This window comes from Vibrio antiquarius, assembly GCF_000024825.1.
Lineage (GTDB): Bacteria > Pseudomonadota > Gammaproteobacteria > Enterobacterales > Vibrionaceae > Vibrio > Vibrio diabolicus.
Map to the genome: position 1 here is coordinate 1842718 of NC_013456.1, position 24134 is coordinate 1866851.

General features: G+C 39.8%; 28 protein-coding genes. 27 read left to right on the forward strand and 1 reads right to left on the reverse strand.

Going from position 1 to position 24134, the window contains the following annotated elements; all coding sequences use genetic code 11:
• Positions 1-399: 399 nt before the first annotated feature.
• The 6 genes from VEA_RS08705 (at position 400) to VEA_RS08730 (ending at position 5731) form a co-directional block, all read left to right on the forward strand.
• Positions 400-612 (forward strand): DUF3892 domain-containing protein, encoded by a 213-nt coding sequence (locus tag VEA_RS08705; protein ID WP_012841733.1) that lies wholly within the window; start codon positions 400-402, stop codon positions 610-612.
• A gap of 295 nt (positions 613-907) precedes the next feature.
• Positions 908-2113 carry a site-specific integrase gene (locus VEA_RS08710; protein WP_006741492.1) on the forward strand — a complete coding sequence of 402 codons (1206 nt, stop codon included), beginning with the start codon at positions 908-910 and terminating at the stop codon, positions 2111-2113.
• 107 nt (positions 2114-2220) lie between these two features.
• A complete protein-coding gene (locus tag VEA_RS08715; protein WP_012841734.1) occupies positions 2221-3174 on the forward strand; it encodes a hypothetical protein in 954 nt (317 codons plus the stop codon).
• A 529-nt stretch (positions 3175-3703) separates the two neighbouring features.
• Complete coding sequence (locus tag VEA_RS08720; RefSeq protein WP_012841735.1) at positions 3704-3946, forward strand: helix-turn-helix transcriptional regulator; 243 nt, start codon at positions 3704-3706, stop codon at positions 3944-3946.
• A complete protein-coding gene (locus tag VEA_RS08725; protein ID WP_012841736.1) occupies positions 3939-4190 on the forward strand; it encodes a hypothetical protein in 252 nt (83 codons plus the stop codon). Before VEA_RS08720 ends, VEA_RS08725 begins: the two co-directional genes overlap by 8 nt.
• A complete protein-coding gene (locus VEA_RS08730; RefSeq protein WP_006741493.1) occupies positions 4187-5731 on the forward strand; it encodes a replication endonuclease in 1545 nt (514 codons plus the stop codon). The genes VEA_RS08725 and VEA_RS08730 overlap by 4 nt, the downstream gene beginning before the upstream one ends.
• Positions 5732-5883: 152 nt before the next feature.
• On the opposite strand, the gene VEA_RS08735 is transcribed toward VEA_RS08730, so the two are convergent.
• Positions 5884-6411, reverse strand: coding sequence for a hypothetical protein (locus tag VEA_RS08735; RefSeq protein ID WP_041852939.1), 528 nt, complete (start codon positions 6409-6411; stop codon positions 5884-5886).
• Positions 6412-6879: 468 nt separating this feature from the next.
• Here VEA_RS08735 and VEA_RS08740 point away from each other — a divergent pair, with 468 nt between their 5' ends.
• The 21 genes from VEA_RS08740 to VEA_RS08845 all read left to right on the forward strand — a co-directional run bounded on the left by VEA_RS08740 (position 6880) and on the right by VEA_RS08845 (position 24097).
• The gene (locus VEA_RS08740) at positions 6880-9024 is read left to right on the forward strand and encodes an ATP-dependent nuclease (RefSeq protein ID WP_006741494.1); all 2145 of its coding nucleotides are present in this window, start codon (positions 6880-6882) and stop codon (positions 9022-9024) included.
• Positions 9006-10910: a UvrD-helicase domain-containing protein gene (locus tag VEA_RS08745; protein ID WP_006741495.1), complete on the forward strand. Its 1905-nt coding sequence runs from the start codon at positions 9006-9008 to the stop codon at positions 10908-10910. The genes VEA_RS08740 and VEA_RS08745 overlap by 19 nt, the downstream gene beginning before the upstream one ends.
• A 332-nt stretch (positions 10911-11242) precedes the next feature.
• The gene (locus tag VEA_RS08750) at positions 11243-11680 is read left to right on the forward strand and encodes a GNAT family N-acetyltransferase (RefSeq protein WP_041852940.1); all 438 of its coding nucleotides are present in this window, start codon (positions 11243-11245) and stop codon (positions 11678-11680) included.
• 137 nt (positions 11681-11817) lie between these two features.
• Positions 11818-12393 carry an AbiU2 domain-containing protein gene (locus VEA_RS08755; protein WP_012841738.1) on the forward strand — a complete coding sequence of 192 codons (576 nt, stop codon included), beginning with the start codon at positions 11818-11820 and terminating at the stop codon, positions 12391-12393.
• Between the two features lie 714 nt (positions 12394-13107).
• The gene (locus VEA_RS08760) at positions 13108-13554 is read left to right on the forward strand and encodes a GNAT family N-acetyltransferase (protein ID WP_012841740.1); all 447 of its coding nucleotides are present in this window, start codon (positions 13108-13110) and stop codon (positions 13552-13554) included.
• Between the two features lie 604 nt (positions 13555-14158).
• Positions 14159-14596, forward strand: a complete 438-nt coding sequence (locus VEA_RS08770; RefSeq protein WP_041852942.1) for a DUF5675 family protein — start codon at positions 14159-14161, stop codon at positions 14594-14596.
• A gap of 11 nt (positions 14597-14607) precedes the next feature.
• Positions 14608-15090, forward strand: a complete 483-nt coding sequence (locus tag VEA_RS08775; RefSeq protein ID WP_146192903.1) for a hypothetical protein — start codon at positions 14608-14610, stop codon at positions 15088-15090.
• 173 nt (positions 15091-15263) lie between these two features.
• The gene (locus VEA_RS08780; protein ID WP_012841742.1) at positions 15264-15860 is read left to right on the forward strand and encodes a glutathione S-transferase family protein; all 597 of its coding nucleotides are present in this window, start codon (positions 15264-15266) and stop codon (positions 15858-15860) included.
• Positions 15861-16006: 146 nt separating this feature from the next.
• A complete protein-coding gene (locus VEA_RS08785; protein ID WP_012841743.1) occupies positions 16007-16528 on the forward strand; it encodes a GNAT family N-acetyltransferase in 522 nt (173 codons plus the stop codon).
• 104 nt (positions 16529-16632) lie between these two features.
• Entirely contained in the window at positions 16633-17034 is a 402-nt protein-coding gene (locus tag VEA_RS08790; protein ID WP_012841744.1) for a putative signal transducing protein, read from the forward strand.
• A gap of 146 nt (positions 17035-17180) precedes the next feature.
• Positions 17181-17789 (forward strand): pyridoxamine 5'-phosphate oxidase family protein, encoded by a 609-nt coding sequence (locus VEA_RS08795; RefSeq protein WP_012841745.1) that lies wholly within the window; start codon positions 17181-17183, stop codon positions 17787-17789.
• 223 nt (positions 17790-18012) lie between these two features.
• Positions 18013-18354, forward strand: coding sequence for an RDD family protein (locus tag VEA_RS08800; protein ID WP_230198182.1), 342 nt, complete (start codon positions 18013-18015; stop codon positions 18352-18354).
• Between the two features lie 135 nt (positions 18355-18489).
• Positions 18490-19059: a hypothetical protein gene (locus VEA_RS08805; protein WP_230198176.1), complete on the forward strand. Its 570-nt coding sequence runs from the start codon at positions 18490-18492 to the stop codon at positions 19057-19059.
• A 149-nt stretch (positions 19060-19208) separates the two neighbouring features.
• Entirely contained in the window at positions 19209-19754 is a 546-nt protein-coding gene (locus VEA_RS08810; RefSeq protein WP_012841746.1) for a GNAT family N-acetyltransferase, read from the forward strand.
• A 142-nt stretch (positions 19755-19896) separates the two neighbouring features.
• A complete protein-coding gene (locus VEA_RS08815) occupies positions 19897-20538 on the forward strand; it encodes an alanine--tRNA ligase-related protein (protein ID WP_012841747.1) in 642 nt (213 codons plus the stop codon).
• Positions 20539-20681: 143 nt separating this feature from the next.
• Positions 20682-20945, forward strand: a complete 264-nt coding sequence (locus tag VEA_RS08820; RefSeq protein WP_012841748.1) for a putative quinol monooxygenase — start codon at positions 20682-20684, stop codon at positions 20943-20945.
• Between the two features lie 143 nt (positions 20946-21088).
• Complete coding sequence (locus VEA_RS08825; protein ID WP_012841749.1) at positions 21089-21385, forward strand: antibiotic biosynthesis monooxygenase family protein; 297 nt, start codon at positions 21089-21091, stop codon at positions 21383-21385.
• An 88-nt stretch (positions 21386-21473) separates the two neighbouring features.
• Positions 21474-22079, forward strand: a complete 606-nt coding sequence (locus VEA_RS08830; RefSeq protein ID WP_041852945.1) for an SDR family oxidoreductase — start codon at positions 21474-21476, stop codon at positions 22077-22079.
• Between the two features lie 97 nt (positions 22080-22176).
• On the forward strand, positions 22177-22530 hold the full coding sequence (locus VEA_RS08835) for a DUF1428 domain-containing protein (RefSeq protein WP_012841750.1): 354 nt from the start codon (positions 22177-22179) through the stop codon (positions 22528-22530).
• Positions 22531-22836: 306 nt separating this feature from the next.
• A complete protein-coding gene (locus VEA_RS08840) occupies positions 22837-23463 on the forward strand; it encodes a LysE family translocator (RefSeq protein ID WP_006741500.1) in 627 nt (208 codons plus the stop codon).
• Between the two features lie 169 nt (positions 23464-23632).
• The gene (locus VEA_RS08845; RefSeq protein ID WP_005397344.1) at positions 23633-24097 is read left to right on the forward strand and encodes a DUF2846 domain-containing protein; all 465 of its coding nucleotides are present in this window, start codon (positions 23633-23635) and stop codon (positions 24095-24097) included.
• The last annotated feature ends 37 nt before the right edge of the window (positions 24098-24134 follow it).

Sequence of the window (24134 nt, forward strand, 5' to 3'; positions counted from 1 at the left end):
CGTAGTGTTCCATTTTGGTATGTTCTTATTTGTCCCGATGCTTTTCGGTAAAGATCTGGATCAACTGAATAATAAGAGGTTGATAAAACTAAGAAATGATCTCAGGTACAGCTTTGCTATTTTTTCGCTACTGTTGTTCGCATCCCAGTTAAATCAATAAATTGGTTTTGGCGGCATCAATATAACAAAGCGTTTAAGGCGGATTCACAACGCTTGGCGATTTTACTTCCAGTTGAATTAAGTGTTTAAGGTACAATGGCTTAGGTTTAGTGGTTGCGTTGTTCACCACTTAACGCGGCGTTAGCACACAAACTTCTACACCAATAATTTGAATTAATTCTCTACTTAGTCAATTCTAATATTGTGAAATTAGGTTCACATGTAATCACTGGGGGATTTATGGCTAAAAATATACGTGGCAATAACGATGGCGAGCATGGTGAAAATGACTCATATACAATTCAAGGTCGAGGAGTAGTTAGCCGAGAAACGCTTGTTGATGAGGTTAACGCAGGAAAGCACCCTGATCATCACGTAGTGAATGTAAATGGTGAAGATTATGTTCGTTCAAATCCTGACAAACAGGAATCAAACAACGTAAACAAAGATTAGTTGTGTAAATTGCGTGCTAACAAAGCATTTAAGAGCGGTTCCCAACGCTTGGCATTTTGCATTTCATCGTTGGGTTTCGCGTTTAGGGTGCAATGTTTAAGTTGTGTGTGAGCGTTGCTCACACCTTAATGCTGTGTTTTGGTAGTATTTCTCTGTGAACCACAATGAACAAATATGACTCGTAGTGCCATGTAAAACAATGATTTAAGTATGATTTGTTTGTTCATCCCTGTTCTTTTTTAGCCATCCTTATACAATCATTTTGCTACATAAAAGCTACACGGATGAAATTACGATGGCTATCAAGCAAAAGATTACCAATACCTCAATCAAGAGTTTTAAGGTCGATGACAAGCGTTTGAACGACACTGAGATCAGCGGTTTTCACGCTCGTATCTCCCCCAAAGGCATCATCAAATACTACTTTTACTATCGCCTGAATGGGAAGCAGAGAAACTACCTCTTAGGTGCAGCAACTTCTTTAACGCCTGCTCAAGCCCGAGATTTAGCAAAAGAAAAAGCAGGTCTTGTCGCAGGTGGACAAGATGTTCAGGAAACGCGTTTTGAAGCCAAACGTGAAGCGTTAAGAAAGACACTGACCCTAGAACGATTTCTTGATGAACATTACGAGAGTTACTTACAGGCTCTAAACCCTAAAACAGCCAAACAATCCTTTATGTGCATAAAAAGCAGCTTCAAGCATTTAGCTCATAAACCCATGTCTGAAATTACGGCTTGGGACGTTCAACAATGGGTGTCTGAAAAGCGCAAGTTGGGTAGGGCATCATCAACCATTTCATACGCCTACAATCGCTTGAAAGCCGCGTTTAACCGAGCTGTTGAATGGGACTTCATTGATTCTCATACGCTCAGTAGTGTGAAGATAGTCAAAGAAGATGATCAGCGTATTCGTTATCTGTCTACGGCAGAAGAAACAGCGTTATTAGACTCCTTGAAAGTGCGTGACATTCGCCTGAGGGAAAATCAGAAGCAAGCCCATCGTCAGGAAGTGCCCAAGCTGCGGTATGCGGATTATTTAGAGCCTTTAATCGTGATGGCGATTAATACGGGCATGCGAAAGGGTGAAATGCTGTCATTATGTTGGGAGCACATTAACTTCGAAAATCGTTATCTCACCATTACCTCAGCAAATGCGAAGTCTAAGAAACGCCGAACCATTCCTTTAAACGATACCGTTTTCTCCATGCTGAACGATTGGAAGGCTCAGAACTATAGTGAGGAAAGTGGGCTCGTGTTTACCTCAAATGGAAAGCCGATTGATACCTACCAATATCAATGGGAGCAATTACTGAAAGACGCCAATATTCAGAACTTCCGTTTTCACGACTTATGCCATCACTTCGCCAGCAAGCTTGTCATGGCAGCGGTGGATTTGAATACCGTTCGGGAGCTTCTTGGTCATGCCGATTTAAAGATGACGTTGCGCTATGCCCACTTAGCACCAGAACACAAAGCATCGGCGGTGAACCTGATTGGTTAGTGTTGTGAACCGCGCTGAAAAACAGTTGGCTTACTGGCGGCTAGAGTAAGCCAAGACTCAGTTTAGTGTTTAAATTGCCTCACTAGCAAGAAGACAAAAGGCGATTCATGGAGCAGTTAACCCGTCGATTTATTCGATTGAGTGAGATACCTGAGAAAACCAGTGCCACACAAGGCGATGTGATGGCGGCCATAGAGGACAATCAGTTAACCTTGTTTGCCTATGTTGAAGCGAAACGCCTTGGCGCCTATGGCAAGAGAGACAGCCAAACAGTTGTGTATGCCGTGTTTGATTATCAGGGTATGGTTCAACTCAAATCGAAAGATGCCGCGCGAATTATCCGTCTAATGAAGCCCACTGAAATCTCAGTGCTCTTGGCGATAGAGCCGGAACGAATCACAGGTTGGTCGTCAGTGGATGATGTTTTCCCAAACATCCAAAAGACAAATCTACAATACACCAAACAATGCCCTGAGCTTCCAACCACTCGCATCAGTGCTATTGCCGAACTCAGTGCCACGCCAACCGTTGAAAATGTCGTGTCTACGTTCGCATCGGCTTTCTTGAACCCAAAAGAAGATGAGAAGCACTCGAAACTCCAAGACGCATTATTGAACCTGAATATTAACGATTCAACCTCACAAGCCGTGCGTTTAAACGCTAAACCCGTACTCATTAACCCTGAGCAACTGCGGGTAGAGGTTGAAGGCATCAACCGCTGGCTCAGTGCTATTCAACCGGCAATCACGGTTGAGTCAGTAAAGCAAAGTAGCTCAAGGCTACATGAAGTGGCGCTGTCACACCCCATTGAAAAGATTGCTTATCGCGTATTGGAAACCTACGGTGACCAAGACGCGCCCAAGGTGTGGGAGTTAATCAAGAAAGACTCACTGGAAGAGGTTAAAAAGCAATTCGATATTGACGGCTACATCATAGAAGTGATGAAAGATTGTATTCTTTGGTTGGACAATAAAGGAACCGAGAACCGCTTGGGGTATCAGTCCTTTCGTAAGAAACACCTCCCGTTGGTAAGAAAAGCGATAAGAGAGAATTCTGACTAGTTCGGTTGCGATTCGGTTGGCTTATCGGTTGGATGTGTGTTGAAAGCTTGGCGTGATGAAGGCACACGGTTTTCAGCACTTTTCTGACTCAGTCAACCGTCACTCTCTACGCATACTGGACTACGATTTAATACGTTATCTCTGCTACATGATGTTGAGTACCAAAACTGTATTGAAGCCTTGTATTTAAAGGGTTCATAAAAATATCGCAACAGTTGATTTAACCGCTGTGTAGCACTCCCTAAAGTGCTACTTTAATGCTTAATGAGCGTTGAGAACTCTCCTCTTGGTTGAAAGTCTCTGTTGCTCAACCGAAGCTAACCGTCGTTGTCTTTGAGAAAACTGTTAGACACGATTTCGTCGCTATTCAATCCCTGCAATCACACCAAGAAATCCGTTTGAAACTATCAATATGTTAAGTCTGTCGCAAAAGTAGAGGGGAGGCGTCAACCGTATCGTCAACCAAATCGTCAGGTGACGTTTACGACTGTTTACCGTGGTATCAACTTCACATCAAAGAGATACCGTAATGACAGATTCAAACGTTGAAAAGCGCGCTTATACTGAGCAAGAAACCGCAACTTACATTGGCATGAGCCGCTCTTACTTAAGACAAGCGAGAATGGAAGGCCAGCGCAATAACCGAACTATCGCCCCTCCATTTATTAAAATTGGGCGCGCTGTCCGTTATTTAAAAGAAGATTTAGATGCATGGCTAGATAATCACACCAAGCTTGAGCATTTGTGTCAGGGAGGTGCGGCTCATGGCTAATCTGACTCAAGAGCAAATCATGCTCATCAAATGGATGAAGACCGGACGCACTTTCCAAGTGTGTTCAGACTACTGTCCAACTCAGGGCGACGTTCAGCCAAAGTCGCGGTTGCCTATTCAGTTGCATCAAAAGACCATTCACAAGCTCGTTAAAGAAGGCTTGATTGAATATGCGAGCCAGAAGTACTTTGGTTTGCGTTGGGATGTGTTTTCCTTAACGAGTAAGGGGAAAACGCTCCTATGATGACCATCAACCTTTCGAGTGTTGACCGAGATGACAGAGCCTTTGTTCAGCAAAGGCTTTCTCCGTTTTCGGACGAAATTCAACGTATACTATTTAATGAATATCTGCGCCAGCCAACGAAATTCGAGCGAAATACTTATCTCAGAGTCACGACCAACACTATCGCCGCGAACTTATCTTTGCCAATCGATAAGATTGAGTTAAACCTAACCGAAGAAGACTTGAGAGCTAAAGCGAAGCAACTTGCCCAAGAGGTATTAGACCGACGTCGCCGCTATCTTAATGATGAGTCCGCGCTTCAACCATTACGAGACTATGTGACTCGAAAAGGCTTAACCCCCTATCAGGGACAATATTCCCTGATAGGGGAGGTGGCGCGTTACAGCCACAAAAATTGGTGGTTGAGAGGGCTTAGGAAGGCGTTAAGACGTAATATCGAGACCGTGCTGCATCATCTCAATCAAGTTAATAAGCAAAAGAGTCTATATTGCTCCCAGCCAACGCTTATTGCTCGACTCAATCAAAAGGCATACCAAAAAGCGTACCTAGAAAACACCATCGCGACCAACGAGCTTGGACAGAGCTTCTCACTGCTTGAGCTATCGCAAAAAGGGGTATCAGACCCGAAGATACGCAAAGGGGAGTTAATGGTAAGAGCAAGAGGGTTTGAAGACTTAGCCAATGAGCTAGGTCATGTAGCAACATTTCTAACCATAACCTGTCCCTCCAAGTACCACAGAAGCTATTCAAAGTCCGGACACATCAACCCTAAGTGGGAGGGTTACACCCCATTAGACGGTCAATCCTACCTTAATGAGACATGGAAACTTATCCGCTCAAAACTGAATCGCTTAGGTGTTCGTTTCTATGGTTTTCGTGTAGCAGAGCCGCAGCATGATGGTACACCACATTGGCACCTGTTGCTGTTTGTCGAAGCGAAAGACTATGAAACGATGACTCAAACCATGCGTGAATACTCAATGCGAGAAGATGGAGATGAAAAGGGAGCAGAGCAACACCGCTTTACTGAAGTGAAGATAGACCCATCAAAAGGGAGCGCAACAGGTTACATCGCCAAATACATTTCCAAGAACATTGATGGCGCAGATCTAGAAGATGGCATTTACGGAGAAGACCCGTTAGATGCGGCGGCACGTGTTGATGCATGGGCATCGTGTTGGGGTATTCGTCAGTTTCAACAGTTAGGTGGCTGTTCGGTGACTGTATGGAGAGAGCTAAGACGTCTTAAAGAGACTCAAGACCTACCTGACCACGCGAAGACCATCATTGAAGCGGCAGATAAAGGCGACTGGAAGACGTTTACCCAACAAATGGGCGGCGTATTTAGCAAGCGTAAAGAACAGGTGTTTAAACCACACTATGAGTTTTCAGTGGATAAAGATACGGGGATTATCAAAACCAGCCAGTACTGCGCGAGCGAGCTAATGCGAGCATTAAAAGGCGTAGCCTTAGCAGGTCAACAGTTCATCACAAGAGTCTTTCAGTGGCAGGTATCTTCAAGCGTGCGCTTTGCTCTTTAACTTGGAGTTCTGTGAATAACTGTATTTTGGTAATAAAGTAATCGTGACAAGAAAATACCCCAAGACGTTTAGATATGATAATCATTAAATGCCTTAGGGCTTACTATTGACTAAATTAGTCTAATCTGAAGAGAGAATAGAAATTTAGGGGTTTACCAACCTGTTGCCATGTGTATCGACGTCATTAATTCATCTTCTTGCAATTCTCGGAGATAATTGTAAACCGCCTTGGGACAAATAGCATGAAATGGCTCTCTGTCTATAAGTGATACTACACGCTCTTTGAGTTCGCCCTCAGAGCAATCTATCAGGTTTTGTAGCTCTGGATACTCCCTAAAGTCGTATTGGGGTTCATAGTTTGGATATTGTACCCTAAAGCGCGCACGTAAATTGTCCGAATTAATATGTTGTTGTATTTGGCATTTAGCGTCAGACAGTGCTTCATTAATGGACTTTGAATTTAACGAGAAATAGTCGTATAGCTCCTCTACATCGACATAAACCTTTAACCCTGTATTAAAGAACGAGTCACTGCAGATGCCATTGGCTTTTAACAAAGCGACCATCCGCGGTTGCCTCTTGAACTGTTCACGAACATGGAGGTGGGAACGATAGAGAGAGTGTGCGAATTGCTTGAACTGCTCTGCATTTAAAACAGCTGCTTTTACGATTAATTGCATGGCATTGCTCCACGCTGCACGAGTTACGAGTTATTAGTCCGTTTAGTAATCTACTCGTCGCCACGATACAGCATTGAGTAATGTTGATTAAGTCAAGTAAAAAACAACAAGTTGTTCGCCAAACGGAAGGCAAGCTCTTCAGCTCTATAAGACTAAGCTAACACTTGATGTATGTATTTTCAAATAAAACGGACCTATTCGGGTTCTCTATTAGCTAGCTTAGTGCTTTAACAAAGTCTTGCCCCTTTTTAGTTAGAGGATTAACTCACTCTCATTCTGGTAAACAGAACTTTCCAAACTAAGTAAATGAATACGACATTCATAAGAGAACAGTGGATCTGTATCACTGCTTGGCGACCGGTAATGCAATAGAATGCTTATCTTTGATTTAGGTTGAGGTTGAGGTTGAGAGGGTAACGCATTAATAGTCACCCAAAATTCTCCAGAATATAAGCAGAGAGATAAAGCATGAAAGTAGCGCGAATTGAAATTTCAAATTTTAGATTACTAAAAAGCTTTACCTTAGACTTAGAAGACGAATTGTCTCTAGTTATAGGTAAAAACAATACAGGTAAGACTTCAGTGTTAGCTTGCTTAGATAAACTCGCCGTACAATCTGACAAAAAAGCTATTAGCTATGAGGACTTCAATGTTGATTTAATGTCTTCTATTGAGGCTGTGTTGCTTGGTGAGCAAACTATAGGAAATGAAGAAGAATACTCTCCTTTGGGCATTCAGCTAAAACTGTTTATAAAATACAGTGAATCAGATGACCTATCCAAGATTAGTTCGTTGATTATGAGTCTAGATCCTGTTGATGACAATGTAGTCCTTTCCTTTGAGTACAAAATAGCATTTGATAAGATAGTTGACCTGAAAGCAGCTTATGAGAATGACGCGGAAAAATTTGAAAATAGTCCTCGTTTATTCTTGAAAGAGAACCTCTCTGATTACTTTGGCCCAGTGGTAAAGAAAAGTTTACTGAAAGGTGATGAAAGTCAATTTATTGATTTGAATAAAGAAAATATTAACCTAAAAGATATTTTGTCAATTCAGTTCATCAATGCGAAAAGAAGCGTAACAAATAAGCAAAATGATAAAACTCTATCGAACCAAACATCAAGTTTGTATAAACAAGTCGATGAATCTGATGAACAAGTAGATGCGTCGAACGAGTTTAAAAAAGAGCTGCGTAAAACGGATACTAAGCTGAGTGGCATCTATCAGAACATGTTTAAAGATGTCATCGAGAAAGTTAACAGGTTTGGTGGTATTAGCCCGACAGATACAACTATCAAAGTTGCATCTACGCTACAGCATCGAGAGTTGTTGGAAGGTAACACCACGGTAATGTATCAGCACCAAAGCCATGACCTTCCTGAACACTACAATGGTTTAGGGTACATGAACTTAATCAGTATGATTTTCGAGATTGAAATGCTGATGAGTAGGTTAAGAAAGTCACTTAAAGAACAACCCGCTACGATTAACTTACTTTTTATTGAAGAGCCTGAAGCACATACCCACCCACAGATGCAGTATGTATTTATTAAAAATATTAAAAAACTGCTAAAGGAAAATCGCATAAGAGAAGACGGTATAGAGATTCATTTACAATCAATTATTACTACTCATTCCTCTCACATCGTATCAGAAAGCAGCTTTGATGATATTAAGTATTTGAAAAAAGAGCCGCAATCTCATCAAGTACAGGCTAAGAACCTAAAGGATTTAGAGCTGGAGTATAGCTCTAAAGAAGATCCTGAAAAAGATGCAGAGCTTAAACAGTCATATCGTTTTTTGAAACAATATTTAACCCTGAATCGAGCTGAGTTGTTTTTTGCAGATAAAGCAATTTTTATAGAAGGCGATACTGAGCGGGTTATTTTACCTGCAATGATGAAGAAAATAGATCAAGAGAATGAAGTTGATAATATGCAGCCGCTATTATCTCAAAACATTTCAATGATCGAGGTTGGGGCTCACTCTCAAACATTTGAAAAATTCATAGATTTTATTGGTCTTAAGTCGCTAATTATTACTGATATCGATAGTAATAAAGAAGTTCCCAAGGATGATGATCCAACTAAAACAAAAAGGGAGAAGTGTCGTCCTAACGAAACTGGCGCATCTCAAACTTCAAATTCTTCGTTAGAATTTTTCTTTGGAACAAAGGAGTTGGATTTCTATAAAACCTTGAGTTTTAGTGGCAAAAGTTTAAGTAAATGCCCTGAGAAAAAATTATGGGAGCAAGATCAAGATGGACTAATTAAAATTGTCTATCAAGTAGAAGAAAATAGTTACCTTGCGAGAAGTTTTGAGGATGCTTTTTTCCATATTAATAATGAACTTCTAAATATTGGGCATGATGCATTCCCATCTTTGACTAAGAAGCATTATGATAAATATCAAGCTGGTGATATCGATGTTTTTGAATTTGCTGAAAAGGCTGTTAATAGCAAGCCTTCTCTAGCAATTGAAGTTTTACTAAATAGTAAAACTTCAACTTCTGATGGAGTTGAGTCAGAAGGTGATTCAAGAGAAATTGAATTTTCAAACTGGAATGTGCCGTTGTATATCAAGGAAGGGCTACTATGGCTACAGCAGAACTAGATTTAAATAAAATATCAGATGAATCGATAGAAGCATTTAAGTTAATAAAGGATAAAAAACACTTCTTACTTAGTGGTGGCGCTGGAAGTGGAAAAACGTACTCATTAGTTGAAGTGTTAAAAGCTGTAATTAATGATAGTCCTTCGCTTAATATTGCCTGTATTACTTATACCAACTCGGCTGTTGCCGAAATTGAAGACAGGGTTTTACACGATAATCTTTATGTTTCAACTATTCATGATTTCCTATGGAACAACATTAAAAACTTTCAATCGGAAATCAAGGAAACATTAATTGAGCTAATTAATGAACCTGAACAGTTATTAATAAAGAATCCAGGCGAGGAGCTGGTCGAAGATGATTTTTTTGATGATTGTGAACTTATAAAATATAAAGAATATGTGAAGATAGCAAATGGAATAATATCACATGATCAAGTGATTGTTCTTGCTGCTAAAATGTTTGAAAAGTATGAAAGGCTATGCTCAATTGTAAAGGATAGATATCCATTTATTTTTGTAGATGAATATCAGGATACAGATCCAATAGTAGTTAAGATTCTGCTTGAATATATGGAAAAGTCAGAGAGGCCTAATGTCGTTGGTTTCTTTGGTGATTCAATGCAGTCAATATACGATGGGAGTGTCGGAGATCTGGATATATATACCAAGTCAGAGCGACCAATAGTATATGAAGTATTCAAAACGCAAAATCGTAGAAACCCTAGAAAAGTCATATGCTTAGCAAACAAAATAAGAACCGATGGGCTCAAGCAACAACCTTCAGATGACAAATATGCTCCAAATATGGATGAGGCTGGAGAGGTAAAACAGGGTGAGATTAAGTTCTTGTATTCTACTAGCAATAGTTTAGAAGCTGTAAGACAACACTTGGGTTGGGACTTTAATTGTGCTGAGTCAGTAAAAGAGCTAAATCTTACTCATAACTTAATCGCAAATAAAGCCAATTTTCCTGAGTTGATGCGTATCTATGATAAAGATAAAATCCTTGAATATTTAAGGACTAAAGTAAGGAAAGCTCTGGTTGAAACCGAACCTGAATACGATTCTTCAGGAAAAACATTTGCTCAAGTATTAGAGCATGTTGGGAACCCTAATCCTACTCCAACTCAACAAGCTTATATTGATAATAACCTAAAATATTTTGAGATCGCCAAATCGCTTCCATATGATCACATTAGCAAGTTGTATGTCGATAAAGATCAGTTACTTGATGACAAAAAAAACTATGTAGGCGACGATAGTAAGCCCAGCTCTAATAGAGATGATCTAATCAAACATTTGTTTAAGATTGAGAACTGTATTCGTCTTTACGACTCCAAAAAATTTAACCAGTTTATTAAGGCTACAGATTACTCAATAATATCAGTGAAAGACAAAGTAAAACTAAATGCCGCAATTCAAGATTTTAAGTTAGGTGAAGATATATCCATTGGTAAAGTTATCGAACTTGCTCATAATTTAGGTTTAGTCATTAAAGATGATAAGCTGGATAAGTTTATTTCAGATAGGCATTACGTGTACACACAAGTTTGCGACGTTAAGTATCAAGAGTTTCGTAACGTATTTAACTATCTTGAGGGTTTTCTTACGTTCTCTACGCAGCATAAAACAAAAGGTTCAGAGTTCTCTAATGTGTTAGTTGTGTTAGATAATGGTCAGTGGAATCAATATAATTTTAAGTATTTGTTTGAAAAGAATGGAACTGACAGTGTTAGGCAAAGGTCTGAGAAGATTTTCTACGTGTGCTGTACACGTGCGAAAGAAAAGCTTGCTGTCTTTTTTCCAAACCCAACGCCGAAAACAATCGAAACTGCTCTTGAGTGGTTCGGTGAAGGTAATGTAGTGAACTTGGACGCTAGTTAAGTAGGTTAGCAAGAATCGTAGAACACTGACTATCATCTTAGTGATATTAAGATGTTAAATATGGACGCTCTTAGAAAAAGAATTATTTACAAGGTTTTTGTATATTTTTCTAATGTAAATCGCCGGAACTAGATTTAATACCGTAGCTCTTTTGGGTCCAAATCTAAGTTTTGAATGTTCCTGCTAGTACCTGGAGCATACAATTTGTCTGATACATATTAGCTACATGAATGATTGATTTTTGCTCGCATATTCTGTTAAGTTTATGAAATCTATATATTTATTAATTTTACATTCTCCCCTTAATGCGGCGTTAGGCTTTTGGAGGAAGCATGGATATTTCCCTTAGACGGGCGGGCGAGACAGATATTCCCTTCTTGCTGTCATTACGTGATAAAACGATGAGGCAGTATCTAGAAGAAGCAGGTATGCCAACGAGTACCGAAGAATATGAAAAGCGAATACGCTTTGAGTTTCCTCATGCGCAAATCGTTGAATTGGATGGTAAGCCTATTGGGTTGTTCAAAGCCACATACACCGAAGAACTTAACTATTGGTATTTGGTTCAAATTCAGATCTCTCCTGATTTTCAAGGTTTGAAAATAGTCAGTAAGCTAATTCTTGACCTAATTGCTAAAGCGGAAACAACGAAATCTAAGGTTGGGTTAAGCGTGATTGAAACGAATCCAGCTAAGCAACTGTATTTGAAATTGGGCTTTGAAGTCGTGAAAAGCTCTGGGGCTGAGCAGTTGCTGGAGCTACAAGCCTAACAAGCAATTTAAGAGGGATTCACAACGCTTGGCATTTTTGCTTCTACTTCAAATTTAGTGTTTATGGCACAATGCTTTAGGTAGGGTGGTAGCGTTGTTCACCCCTTGATTGGGCGTTATATGCTTAAGAGGAAAAAATGAACCAAAGTAAACAAGAATTGAAGCGTGACTTAGTTCGAATCAAGGAAAAACTAACTCATTTAAACTCTGATTTGACGCAGTATAACCAACTGTTTTCTGATAAAGAGAATGTAAAGGTTCTAAATTCATCAGGAGCTCTAGTATTTCATCGCTTTCAACAGTGCTTAATAGATTCAATCTACATGTCCATCTCAAGGCTTCTTGATCCAGCGAAAACTATGGGTAGCAAAAATCTATCATTCGCACATTTAGATAATGAGCTTGGTTTACAAGGTGACACCGAAATTGCGGACGAAATAGGTTTGGCGATTACTCAGTACCAAGACTCAAATCTAAAGGACTACCGAAACAAAGTGTTGTCTCACAATGATCACAAGACAGAAAAGCTCGACTTTTATCCCTTTAACACAGGGCTAATAACAGAATTGCTTCATCGTTTCTGGAAAATAGTCTCACTAATAGAGTTTAAGGCTGGTTTAGTAAAAGAAAATTATACTATGTCTCTTGAGGTTATCTTTACTGGTGAGATATGTGGTGAAGCCTTGTTGTGCAAGCTTCGAGAATGCATATAACAAACTGTTTAAGAGTGATTCGCAACGCGTGGCATTTTTACTATGCGTTGGTTTTAGTGATTAAGGTGGCTGTAGCAACATCGGTATTGCGTTGCTCACACCTTAACAGGGCGTTATGTTTACTTTAAATTCAAAGATTTAAAGTTCTTAGGCTTTAGTTCTTTGTCCCTTCGGCAGTTTGTCCCTAGTAGACTCAGCAAATCCGCATTGTCGGTCTAAGTTCTTGAATCATTCAGGCCGTAAAACATGCCAATGTTCACGGGTTGCTTCATTGTCAGGTCGTGGCGGTCGGCTTCTTGTTGAACTGGCTCAAAGTCGCTTTCAGGTTCATTACCAAGCAGCATTTCAGCTTGGCAGTTGCCTCAGCAATTCAAGATTGTTTTGCGCTTTGGTTGGAAAGATAGGGCGCTTGTTGTTTCTTGGGCGGGTTGCCTCATTGGGCAGGGAAGTGGAATTACTGGTTTTAGGTTAATCGCCTTTGGTGGCCAAGTTGGTTCTTGCCTTGTGGTTTAGCTCAGAAAACTAGTGAGAAATATCAGTTCTTTCTCAATTAAGTCAGTAGCTTGTGGTAAAACATAACAAACAATTCAACAGTGATTCGCAACGCTTGGCGCTCTCACTTCGGGTTGAATTTAGTGTTTACGGCGCAGTATTCAAGTTCAGTGTATGCGCTGCTCACACGTTAATTGGGCGTTATGTGCTAGAGAGATAAACGTGAGAATCGAAGAAACTCAAGAATCTGACCTTAACCAAGTTGTTGATTTGGTTAAGCGCGTTGTCGACAAAAATATCCTTCCTCATTTCAGCAATGAAGGGCAGGCGTTGTTTTCTTCAAAAGTGCGGTCTGATGTTGAAACTACATTTGATAAATCAAAGTTTCAAAACCTTAAGCTGATAGAAAATAACAAAGTCATTGGTTTTGCTGCGTTGAGAGAAAATGATTGCATTACTCATCTGTTCATTGATACTAACTTTCAAAACAAAGGGTTAGGCAAACTATTGCTAGATAAATTGTTATCGCTTACTGAGTCCAGTGAAGTAAGATTGAGATCGTCTGTTAACGCGCAAAAGTTTTATGATTCTCAAGGTTTTGTTGCCACAGAAGGTGAGCAAAACGTTAATGGCGTAAGGTTTGTTCCAATGCGACTAGTTCGCACATAACAAACAATTTAAGAGTGATTCAGCACGCGTGGCATTTTTAGTATGCGTAATGCCCGAGGAAGATTGTTGGTATGAAGGACTTTTTGACAATGGTAGAGATGACTGCTGGTTCAATCAAACGAACAGAAAAACACTAATACGTGAAGGGCTTGCAAACATACAGCTGCCTAATAGCGATAAGAACCTTATTCTTTTCCATTCAGGGGGGGGGAGATGGTTTCTATCCGGTAATTGGCGGCTACGACTCGAATAATAATTTAGTCGCAGTTCATACAGATTTCTTTGTTGTCGACATATCTGAAAATAAAGTTGAATCAGCGTCCATAACTTTGTTGAGATCTTGGTAAAAGTATTACCTAACAAAGCGTTTAAGAGGGACTTGGCACACGTGGCATTTTCAATTTGTTAGGGTGTTATGTGCTCACTTCTGTATCGTGTGCCAGCGTCCCTTAACGCGGCGTTAGCTGTCTACACTAAAGTTGGTGTAAAAAACTTAATGCTCAATTTCATTTAAGTTAGCGATGTCTCTATTAATGATGAAACGGATCTGTTGTAACAATACTCTTCTGTTAATTTCATTGATTTGATAGCTAGGATAAGAGCAATGAAAAAACTAGATGAAGTTAAACTAAATCTAAAGCGAACAAATCAAATGGGAGAGACAACTTTAGGTAAGTTGACGATTGAGGGAGTAAGTAAAAGTTGGTTTGTATTGGAGCCCGCAGGACCAGACTCGATAACTGAAGGATCCGATAAAAGGATCAAGGCAGGGGCTTACAAATTATTGCCTTATAGCTCACCGAAGTATCCTAATGTATATGAATTACAAAATGTTCCAGGGAGAACGTTTATTCTAATCCATGCCGGAAATTATCACAAAGACACTCTTGGGTGTTTGATGCCTGGTAAAACGTGGGGGAGTGTGGCTAAATCTCATTACTATGTAGGTAATAGTAAATCGGCTCTGAAAGAAATTTTTGCTGAAATCGCGAGCTACAAAAAAATTACCATAAATATATCTAATCAGTTGGAGCAGCAATGATGATAAGGAATATGGCAATCTTAATTGTGTCTGTTTTTTGTTCAGGACTACTGTATGCTAAGACGCCAGAAGTAAGTCTCTTACATAACTGGATGATAGAAAACTACAAATCTATTGAATCAAACCTTGAAAAAAAAGGCGGTTCGAAAATAGTTCCTACGCTTTTTTCTTTGGTAGAAATTTGGAAACGTAGAGACGGAGCTATTTCGGGAGAAGTTTCTCCCTTATTGTTGGTTGCACTAAAAGTTGAGCCTCAGAATACTTTACTTTTACTATCTGAAAACCCGGAGTCTTTTGACAAATGGTTAAGTGAGCTAGAAGGGATGGTGTTCACAGACCATACAGGCAATGAGGCGAATCGGTTAGAAAAGTTAAGAGTTGATGTATTAGCAACAATGAAATCCTACTCTATAAAACAGCCGGATAAGTTAAAGTTAATGGCTGACGCACTTGTTGAAAGGTTGGAGGTTATAAAGGTGAGCGTGATAGATTAAGCCAGTGCTAGTAGCCAGCTAACAAAGCATTTTAGAGTGACTCCCAACGCTTGGCATTTTCAGTTCAAGGTTGGGTTTCGTGTTTTAGGCACAATCGTTTAGTTTGGGTGGTAGCGTAGTTCATGCCTTAACTGCGCGTTATGCGCTTTACGAATTGAAACATGGAGAGTGTAATGGTTGTATATGGAGATTTGCAGTCAGGTAACTGCTTAAAAGTAAAATTACTATTGTCATTCCTTGGCATTGAGCACCAATGGAAACACGTTAATATCTTAGATAACGAGACTAAAACAACAGAATTTTTAGCCCTCAATCCAAATGGTAAAATCCCGACAGTCGTTTTAGATGACGGTCGAGTACTCTGTGAGTCCAATGCAATATTGGGGTACTTTGCAGAAGATACGCCTTATCTATCTAAGGACAGTTATCAAAAAGCAAAAATGTACGAATGGCTTTTCTTTGAGCAATACTCACATGAGCCTTATATTGCAGTAGCGCGTTTTATTCAGAAGTATCAAGGTATGCCGGAGCACCGTCTAGAAGAATATAAATCACTACAATCAGGTGGCCATAAAGCATTACAAATCATGGAACTACAGCTGTCAAAAACTAAGTTCTTAGTTGGTGATAATATTTCTATTGCTGATATCGCACTGTATGCTTATACCCATGTCGCAGATGAGGGTGGTTTTAACCTAGAAACTTACCCAAATATCGAGCGTTGGATTGGGGTAATTCGCAAGTTGGACGGTTATGTAGATATGTATTAACCACGCGCATAACATAGCGTTTAAGATAGATTCGCTATGCGTGGCATTTTAACTATGCGTTGAGCTCAGTGATTAAGGCGGTATGCGGGAGTTTCGGTATTGTGTTGATCACCCTTTAACAGGTCATTAGCCCTCAAAGGTCAAATATGGATATTTACCCAGAAATCGAGTTATCTAAAGCGCAGCATAATGCAATTGAGGCTCTGAGAAACAAGTCGTTTCCTGAACATCAGGTTGCTCGTTCTTACTATAAGCAACTCCCGCATATGAGAGTTCTGAAGTACGAAGGTGACCAGTTAGTTGGTTATATGGGATTAGACTACAGAGCTGTTCGCGTTGGTGATGAAATTTATAAAGTATTAGGTGTGAGTGACTTTTGTGTCGAGAGCACACTTCAAAGGCAAGGTATTGGCACAACAATGTTGTCTCAACTCAGCGAGTATGCGTCAACTAAAGATGTCGACTTCATCATTTTAGTCTCCGATTTGGATCGTTTTTATGTGGCTAATGGTTATGTGCGCCTTAACTCTCTAAGTTCTTGGTTGCGAGTTCATGAACATAAAAATTACGGTGTTGCTATAGAGCAAGTCGATGATTTATATGTTAAACCTATCAGCGGCAAAATTTGGGCTGTTGGTCATATAGATTGGTTAGGGTATATGTACTAGTCTGTAGTGGGTTAATAAACTGTTTGAAAAGAAACGCTACACGTGGCATTTTCAATTCGCGTAGCTTATACCTTACGAGAGCGTTTTTCCACAAGGAGTAATATGTGATTGTAGTAGCAAGGTTTTCTTTTCCTCATGAAGCTCATATTGCGAGAGCAAGCCTAGATAGTGTCGGAATAGAAAGCCACATTGCTGACGAGCACACGGTGAATACTCAGTGGCTTTATTCAAATGCAATGGGTGGCGTTCGTCTGATGGTGGCCGAAAGTGATGCAGAAGACGCGAAACAAATACTTAGCAGTGATTTCTCAGAATCATTAGAAAATGAACTTGCCGTTGATGTAGGAAAAGATGTTTGCCCTAACTGTGGTAGTAAAGAGCTATATACATTTACAAAAGGTAAGCGTCCAGCTTTCTTAGTCTTTATTTTACTGGGTTTTCCATTGTTCTTTTACAAGCATGGTTACAAGTGTAAGCAGTGTGGGGAATTCAGTGAAAGGCTTTAATTTAAGTCGTTAGATAACAAAGCGTTGAAGAGATAATTTGCACGCGTAGCATTTTTACTTTGCGTTAGGTTAAGTGGCTATGCAGAAGTCAGAGTTCTGCTTACTTCCAAGCAAAGCATTATACGATAGTGAAGGGACAACATTGAATGAGTGAAATTAAAACAATAGAGCAGTTAAAAGAAATTTACGCAGAGCCAAGTGCGAGAGCTAAAAATAAAGCGTTGCCTGCCCTGGATGTTCATGCGATTACATTAATTAATAATTGCCATTTTGCAGTTCTAAGTACCGCCGATACACAAGGCTATACCGATCTCTCTCCGAAAGGAGGGGAGCCTGGCTTCGTAAAAGTTTTAGATGAATCAACATTGTTGCTCCCTGATAGCTCGGGGAATAATCGTATAGATAGTCTAAAAAATATCATTAGTAACCCCAAAGTTGGGTTGTTATTGATGGTAAATGGTATTGATGAAGTACTCCGTATTAAAGGAATTGCAAGTATTCACACAGACTCCAAATTGATATCTGCTTGCCCCGATGGAAGTAAAGATCCTAAGGTTGTTATCAAAATAGTCATCGAGAGTATGTACTTTCATTGTGCGAAAGCTGTGATGAGAGGGAAACTTTGGTCTGATGACTATAAAGTCAATCGCTCAATTCTCCCTTCATTAGCTCAAATCTTTAAAGATCAACAAAAGTTAGAAAATAAAGCGCTTAATCAAGAAGAGATGTTGAAATATTACCAATCCAGCCTTTAGAGCGAGTGTAGTAAAGTATTTAAAAGGGAGAAAAATGCTTGGCTCTTTAGGTTTGACCTGCTTTACGGCACTATGGATTAGGTTTGGTGGGGATGTTATTCAACCCATAACGTTAGTCCACAAATAAACAATTGTTAGTCCAAATTTTAAAATGAAAAATGTAGAAAACTTTACTCTAGAAAATTACGTTTTGGCTAGTCCGGGAATTAGGTGTGTTGGACAAATGATTGACTTTTTTGTCAGTTTTAGCATTTTTACACTCGTTTTGTGGGGCGGCTTAGAAATCGGTATTGAAAAGGAACTTGTTCGCGCTACAGCAGTAACAGCGGCTGTATCGTATTACCTTTTTTCTGATAGTTTCCCAAATGGTCAAAGTGTGGGCAAAAAACTTTTGGGCATTGCAGTTATAAGTGCAAGAACGGGTAAAAGGTGCAATATTTTTCAGTCACTTTTTAGAAATATTATTACTCCATTCTTCGGTTTTATTGACTCAATTTTCATTCTTGGTAAAAAGAGGCAACGGCTCGGTGATAAGTTAGTGAGAACAGTGGTGGTAGTTCACTAGCTTGTTTAAAAATTGACAGCGCTGGGGGTTTGGGTTCAAGTCGGGCTTTGTTTTCAGGGTGGAACAGCTTCGCTTAGGTGGTGGCCTTGCTCACACCTCAATTCGGTGTTAGGCAATCAGAATCAGTACGTAATTATGAATAAAGAGCATTCCGAAGCTTTCATTTTGGAGATTGATAAGGTTTTAGCCCCGAGCGGTTTCAAGTTTATCAAATCTAGAGGAGTATGGGAGCGCAAGGTGGGTAAGGTCGATGTCGAATGGTTTCACTTAAACTTTGGGCTTACTGTTTTGAACCCTTCCTTCGGGGTTAAATACAAAGATATAGAAAAGGTCTTACCTAGAGAAATGCGTTGTATTGGTGGTGTTTCTCGCATGTTGAGCAGTATCACTGGTAATTCATATACCGACGCAATTAGTCCTATAGCTTTCGCTTATATGGTAAAACAGTTACTACCTATTGAGTTAGAAAAACTAAGAGATAGAAAGCGGGTTATCGAGAGTTTAAAAAGCGAAGATGTAAAAGTCTGGCCCGTGTTCAGTTATTCCACTCGTATACGACTGCTTCCTTTGCTTCTAAGTAAAACTTCGCCAAATGAAGCAATAAAGTATATGGCCTATTTTGAGTCCGAACTTAGGACTCGTTATCAACTCATTCCAAACTATGATGCGTTCAAAGGTTACTTGTTGAAGCACTTGAAGGCCTAAAAATTGCTTCAATTGAGAATCGTGACAAGTGGCGCTTTTACTATGCGTTGAGCTTATTAAAAAGTGTTATACGAGAGCATTTGTATTACGTATATCACACTTTAGTTGGTTTTTATTCACCAATAACAAATCAAAAGGCTGGCCAAAAAATGTTAGTAACTAAGATTGAAACGGAACGATTAATTCTAAGAGAGCTAGTTGAAGATGATGCAAGCGAACTGTTTGGCATATTCTCAGACCATGAGGTCATGAAATATTGGAACACTGGCCCTTGGGTTTCAATTGAAGAAGCGCGGACATTTATAGCCAAGAGTGCACAGGCCATGAATAGCAATACAGAAGTGACACTAGGCATCTTCCTAAAGAGCAATGGCCAACTTCTAGGAAAGATAATGCTGTTTAATCACGTGAAAGAGTCTAGGCGCGCAGAAATTGGCTTTGGCGTGAGTCGTAATTTCTGGGGTAAAGGCATTGTATTAGAGGCGGGAACTGCATTAATCGAACACGCATTCAAAACACTGAATCTACGTCGAATCGAGGCTGAGATAGATCCAGACAATGCTTCTTCAGGTAAAGTCTTGGAACGGTTAGGTTTTATAAAGGAAGGTTTCCTAAGGCAGCGTTGGGAAGTGAATGGAGTAGTATCAGATTCCGCAATTTATGGGTTGTTAGCTAACCCTCTGGACAGCGTTTAGTATCCGGCCTTAAAAGCATCTAATAGGTCTAGCCTGCTCGTGCTCTATACACAGCCTTACACTTGACGGTGAGGTTTCTTGAATTGACTTAGTGGTCACTGAATGTACTATCAAGGATAGGACTTACTGCAAGGATAGCAGCATGAGCGAGAAATTATTTTGGGTTAATCCCTACCAAACAGAACTTAACTCAAGAGTGACCAATGTAGACGGAAATAAAGTTGAATTGGACCAGACTATCTTCTTTGCGGAGTCTGGAGGACAAGAGAGTGATAAAGGAACGATTAATGGTATTCCGGTTTTGATTGCTCAAAAGTTAGGTGTTCGACTTATTTACACATTGGAATCCTCTCCAAATTTTACTCTTGGTGACGCTGTAACTACGTGTATTGATTGGAAGCGTAGATACGCCTTAATGAAGCTACACTTTGCTGCCGAAGTGGTGCTCGAGATGTTTTATCAGCGTCGAGAAGGCATTGTTAAGATAGGCGCGCATATTTCTGAAAATAAGAGCCGCATAGATTTCGAGTGGTCTGAAAGTATTGGTCCGTTATTGAAAGCAATTGAAACTGATGTGCAAGATTTGATTAACTCTGATTCAGTTATTATTAGTGACTTTTCCGATCAAGAGAGTGAAAGAAGGTATTGGAGAGTGGATGGGTTTGCGCAAGTACCTTGCGGTGGCACTCATTTAAAGCGCACATCAGAAGTCGGCCAAATTCAACTAAAACGCAAGAACATCGGTAAAGGCAAAGAAAGGGTTGAGATAACCTTATGCTCGTAAGTCGATAGGGCATTCGAAATAGATTCCTAACACGTGGCATTTTAGTTCGTGGTGAGATTCACATTTGCGATATGATGGTTGAGATTGAGGGCGTGTTGGCTGTTTCTTAGCGAAACGCTACACGATAGGGGCGGGAGGATGATATGTCGAAGGTAGCATTGAAAGGCTTTATTTTAGTTCCGGAAAAGGATTTAGAATTAGTAAAGCATGAGTTAATAACTCACAAAAGGCTCACGTTAGAAGAGCCGGGCTACCTTACTTTTCTTGTGACTCAAAGCTCGACTAATCCTTTTCGTTTTGATGTCTATGAGGAGTTCGTCGACAAAGCCTCTTTTAAACAACATCAGGAAAGAGTTCAAGCCTCACATTGGGGAAAATATGAAATCTTTGAATGTGTGCATGACTAATCGCCTCGGAGTGATTTAGAGCGTTTACGCTTTGTTTTTCAGGTGGCTCTACGCTCTACTATGTTGCTTTATTCATCTATTAACCTGGCTTAGTGTTCTTGATACTTTGCCGTATTAAATCTAGAAATTTTAATGGAAGTGTTATGTTTAGAGTTGTGTATGAATGGCGTGTGCCAAGTGAAAAAATGGATGAGTTTCAAAATATATGGCGTACGACGACAGATTCAATTCATCAGTCAGTAGATGGGGCGTTTGGTAGTTTTATGCTTCGTTCTTACGATGTACCGGAAAAGGTTTTAACTATTGCGAAGTGGCGAACACGCGAAGACTGGGAGCGGTTTTGGGGAACTAGTAACCCAGAAAAAATGAAGAAGATGAGTGAAATTGCAGAGCGTATTTCAGTTGAACCATTCGATGAAATTGAAGATAGAACTAAGTAGGGCCAGAGGCAAACAATAGAAACGTTAAAGTGATGCCTAACAGTTTGGCGGACAATATGAAAGACAACTTTAACCAAGGAATAGGGTTATGCAGATTTTAATTGTTGGAGGTAGCAAGGGTCTAGGAAGGTTCTTGGCTACGAACTTACAGGGTACAGAAACTTATACTATTTCTAGATCAAAGCTAGTTGAGGATGGAGTAGTTTCTGTTCGTATTGATGTTAGTCCGGAGAAAAAACCAGATTACACGTGCTTCAAAGGTGTAAAGTTTGACATCATAGTTTATTTGGCGTCGATGTGGGGAGAGTCTTCAAAATTGACAACAAACGAACTGATTGAGTTTATGAATGTTGGCCCGATTGGGTATCTTAATTTAGTCAATGAACTTAACGCTTTAGGTTCACTTAACGATAAATGCAATATTGTATCTATTGGATCTACAGCAGAGCTTTCAGAAAATAGTGAGTACCCTGCATTCAGCCTCAGTAAAAGATTACTCAAAGATATTTCTAGCCAGCTTCAAAACGTTTATCGTGATTACCGCTTTACTCACTTTACAATAGGTGGGATCGGGCATACTGAAGAGGAACGTATTGAGTATTCGAGTGTTTTGGAGATTATAAATATGCTAACCAAGCTTGATCCAAACACATACCTTTCAAATATGCATATAAAGTCCAAGCTAGGAATGTAGCTCTCAAGCTGTATTACGTACCTGCTTCTATGATTTGGCATCATGTGCATACTTTTTATTGAGCTATGGTTATAACTCCAATGAAAGGAGTTTACTTATGTCATACATTGATGGGTTTGTCGCTGCAGTACCGACAGCGAATAAAGAAAAGTATATCGCACACGCAAAAATTGCAGCAGAAATGTTTAGGGAGTTTGGGGCATTAAAGGTTATTGAGACGTGGGGAAGTGAAGTACCAGACGGTGAGATCACATCATTTCCCATGGCAGTTAAAGCTGAAAGCAACGAAACCGTTGTGTTTTCATGGGTAGTCTGGCCTTCAAAAGAAGTTAGAGACTCAGGGTGGCAGCGGATCATGGGGGATCCTCGAATGAGTCCTGAGAATAACCCAATGCCGTTTGATGGAAAGCGTCTCATTTATGGTGGATTTGATGTTATTTTGGAGCAGTAAAATACCAGAGAACTCAAGCTTGATTCGTGACACTTGGCGTTTTAATCAGGATTACGCTTCTGATGTAGATTAAATAGGGCATTCCGCGATAAGCGTTGATAAAACTCCGTGTGGAAGCTTATAGTAAAAATGGAAGGATAAATTATCCACTGATTGTCGTATCAGCTATAGCTAGCCCCGGGCCTGCGATGGCAGGCACGTTAATGAACTACGGTCAACGCCTTGATAACCAACGGGAACCTAGACGTTGCATTACTTGTAGTTCGATGAAATGTTATCCCGCAAGACGTTAATTTGGAGAAAAGAATGGATTCAAACTCACTATTATTATTTGTTGTCGCTTGTCTCGCTATCAACATGATTCCTGGACCTGATGTAATTTATATTGTTTCCAATACAATGAAAGGTAAATTATCTGCTGGGCTGAAAGCGGCTCTGGGGCTTGGTGTTGGTTACTTTTTTCATACACTAGCGGCATGTTTAGGTTTGTCAGCAATAATTCTGAGTTCATCTTTGGCTTTTAGCGTTGTTAAATGGTTAGGGGCCGCTTACCTAGTTTATTTAGGTGTTCAGTCATTACTGTCCATGTGGCGTGGAGAAAATAAAATCGTTGAAAACAAAAATGTTGATAATAATAAAAATGTGTTTGTTCAGGGGGTTATCGTCAGCGTCTTGAATCCAAAAGTAGCGCTATTCTTTCTCTCGTTTCTGCCTCAATTTATTGATACGTCTGCAAGCTCAACATCAATGCAATTATTAGTACTTGGCTTGCTGTTCAGCGTACTTGCGACGACATGTAACGTTTTGTACGCCTCTGTGGGTAATTGGGTATTTAGTCGTCCACACTCTCAGCGTTATTCAAGAACTCTTGAAGGTGTTTCAGGTATTCTACTTATCAGTCTAGCGAGTAAAGTGGCATTTAGTGATCGTTAGATACAGGGCATTTTATTCTCGTGATTATTATATGGCTAATGTTTGCTCAATCCATACGTTAGATGAGTGCTATTGCATAGGTTGAATCACAAATTTCAAAAATACCAATAAGTGAACGCATTTATTTATAGTATGGTTGGCGCGATTTTATCGTAGCTAGGTTAATAACATGAAAAATAAAGTAATTCTGTGTTCCGCATTCCTTTTGGGTTTGTCAGGTTGTGCTTCTGTTCCTACTGTTGATTCGACAGTATCAAATCAAATGAAATCATTTGAAGCACCTCAAAAGGGGAACGCAGGGATTTACATTTATCGAGAAGATGCTTTTGTCGGAGCAGCGCTTAAAAAGTATGTTTACGTCGATGGGGAGTGTATTGGTGAAACAGCTCCTGGTGTATTCTTCTACCATGAGGTCGAAGGCAATAAAGAACATCAAGTAAGTACAGAGTCTGAGTTTTCTGAAAATCACTTAACTATCTTAACGGAAGAGGGCCGTAATTATTTCGTTAATCAATACATTAAAATGGGTGTATTTGTTGGTGGTGCGGGCGTAGAACTCGTGGACGAAAGCAAAGGTAAAGCAGAAGTACTAAAAGTAGACATGGCAGAAAAAGGAAACTGTCCTTCGATCTAGTTTAACTGACTGATTTTACATTTAAAAGTACTTAAAA

Bases quoted from the DNA above. Each gene is read 5' to 3' on its own strand.
- VEA_RS08795 (WP_012841745.1), top strand. From the start codon at position 17,181: ATGAGTGAAATTAAAACAATAGAGCAGTTAAAAGAAATTTACGCAGAG.
- VEA_RS08745 (WP_006741495.1), top strand. From the start codon at position 9,006: ATGGCTACAGCAGAACTAGATTTAAATAAAATATCAGATGAATCGATA.
- VEA_RS08770 (WP_041852942.1), top strand. From the start codon at position 14,159: ATGAAAAAACTAGATGAAGTTAAACTAAATCTAAAGCGAACAAATCAA.
- VEA_RS08775 (WP_146192903.1), top strand. From the start codon at position 14,608: ATGGCAATCTTAATTGTGTCTGTTTTTTGTTCAGGACTACTGTATGCT.
- VEA_RS08735 (WP_041852939.1), bottom strand. From the start codon at position 6,411: ATGCAATTAATCGTAAAAGCAGCTGTTTTAAATGCAGAGCAGTTCAAG.
- VEA_RS08755 (WP_012841738.1), top strand. From the start codon at position 11,818: ATGAACCAAAGTAAACAAGAATTGAAGCGTGACTTAGTTCGAATCAAG.
- VEA_RS08705 (WP_012841733.1), top strand. From the start codon at position 400: ATGGCTAAAAATATACGTGGCAATAACGATGGCGAGCATGGTGAAAAT.
- VEA_RS08805 (WP_230198176.1), top strand. From the start codon at position 18,490: ATGAATAAAGAGCATTCCGAAGCTTTCATTTTGGAGATTGATAAGGTT.
- VEA_RS08785 (WP_012841743.1), top strand. From the start codon at position 16,007: ATGGATATTTACCCAGAAATCGAGTTATCTAAAGCGCAGCATAATGCA.
- VEA_RS08835 (WP_012841750.1), top strand. From the start codon at position 22,177: ATGTCATACATTGATGGGTTTGTCGCTGCAGTACCGACAGCGAATAAA.
- VEA_RS08715 (WP_012841734.1), top strand. From the start codon at position 2,221: ATGGAGCAGTTAACCCGTCGATTTATTCGATTGAGTGAGATACCTGAG.
- VEA_RS08725 (WP_012841736.1), top strand. From the start codon at position 3,939: ATGGCTAATCTGACTCAAGAGCAAATCATGCTCATCAAATGGATGAAG.
- VEA_RS08820 (WP_012841748.1), top strand. From the start codon at position 20,682: ATGTCGAAGGTAGCATTGAAAGGCTTTATTTTAGTTCCGGAAAAGGAT.
- VEA_RS08815 (WP_012841747.1), top strand. From the start codon at position 19,897: ATGAGCGAGAAATTATTTTGGGTTAATCCCTACCAAACAGAACTTAAC.
- VEA_RS08710 (WP_006741492.1), top strand. From the start codon at position 908: ATGGCTATCAAGCAAAAGATTACCAATACCTCAATCAAGAGTTTTAAG.
- VEA_RS08845 (WP_005397344.1), top strand. From the start codon at position 23,633: ATGAAAAATAAAGTAATTCTGTGTTCCGCATTCCTTTTGGGTTTGTCA.
- VEA_RS08840 (WP_006741500.1), top strand. From the start codon at position 22,837: ATGGATTCAAACTCACTATTATTATTTGTTGTCGCTTGTCTCGCTATC.
- VEA_RS08830 (WP_041852945.1), top strand. From the start codon at position 21,474: ATGCAGATTTTAATTGTTGGAGGTAGCAAGGGTCTAGGAAGGTTCTTG.
- VEA_RS08825 (WP_012841749.1), top strand. From the start codon at position 21,089: ATGTTTAGAGTTGTGTATGAATGGCGTGTGCCAAGTGAAAAAATGGAT.
- VEA_RS08800 (WP_230198182.1), top strand. From the start codon at position 18,013: ATGATTGACTTTTTTGTCAGTTTTAGCATTTTTACACTCGTTTTGTGG.
- VEA_RS08750 (WP_041852940.1), top strand. From the start codon at position 11,243: ATGGATATTTCCCTTAGACGGGCGGGCGAGACAGATATTCCCTTCTTG.
- VEA_RS08780 (WP_012841742.1), top strand. From the start codon at position 15,264: ATGGTTGTATATGGAGATTTGCAGTCAGGTAACTGCTTAAAAGTAAAA.
- VEA_RS08720 (WP_012841735.1), top strand. From the start codon at position 3,704: ATGACAGATTCAAACGTTGAAAAGCGCGCTTATACTGAGCAAGAAACC.
- VEA_RS08740 (WP_006741494.1), top strand. From the start codon at position 6,880: ATGAAAGTAGCGCGAATTGAAATTTCAAATTTTAGATTACTAAAAAGC.
- VEA_RS08810 (WP_012841746.1), top strand. From the start codon at position 19,209: ATGTTAGTAACTAAGATTGAAACGGAACGATTAATTCTAAGAGAGCTA.
- VEA_RS08730 (WP_006741493.1), top strand. From the start codon at position 4,187: ATGATGACCATCAACCTTTCGAGTGTTGACCGAGATGACAGAGCCTTT.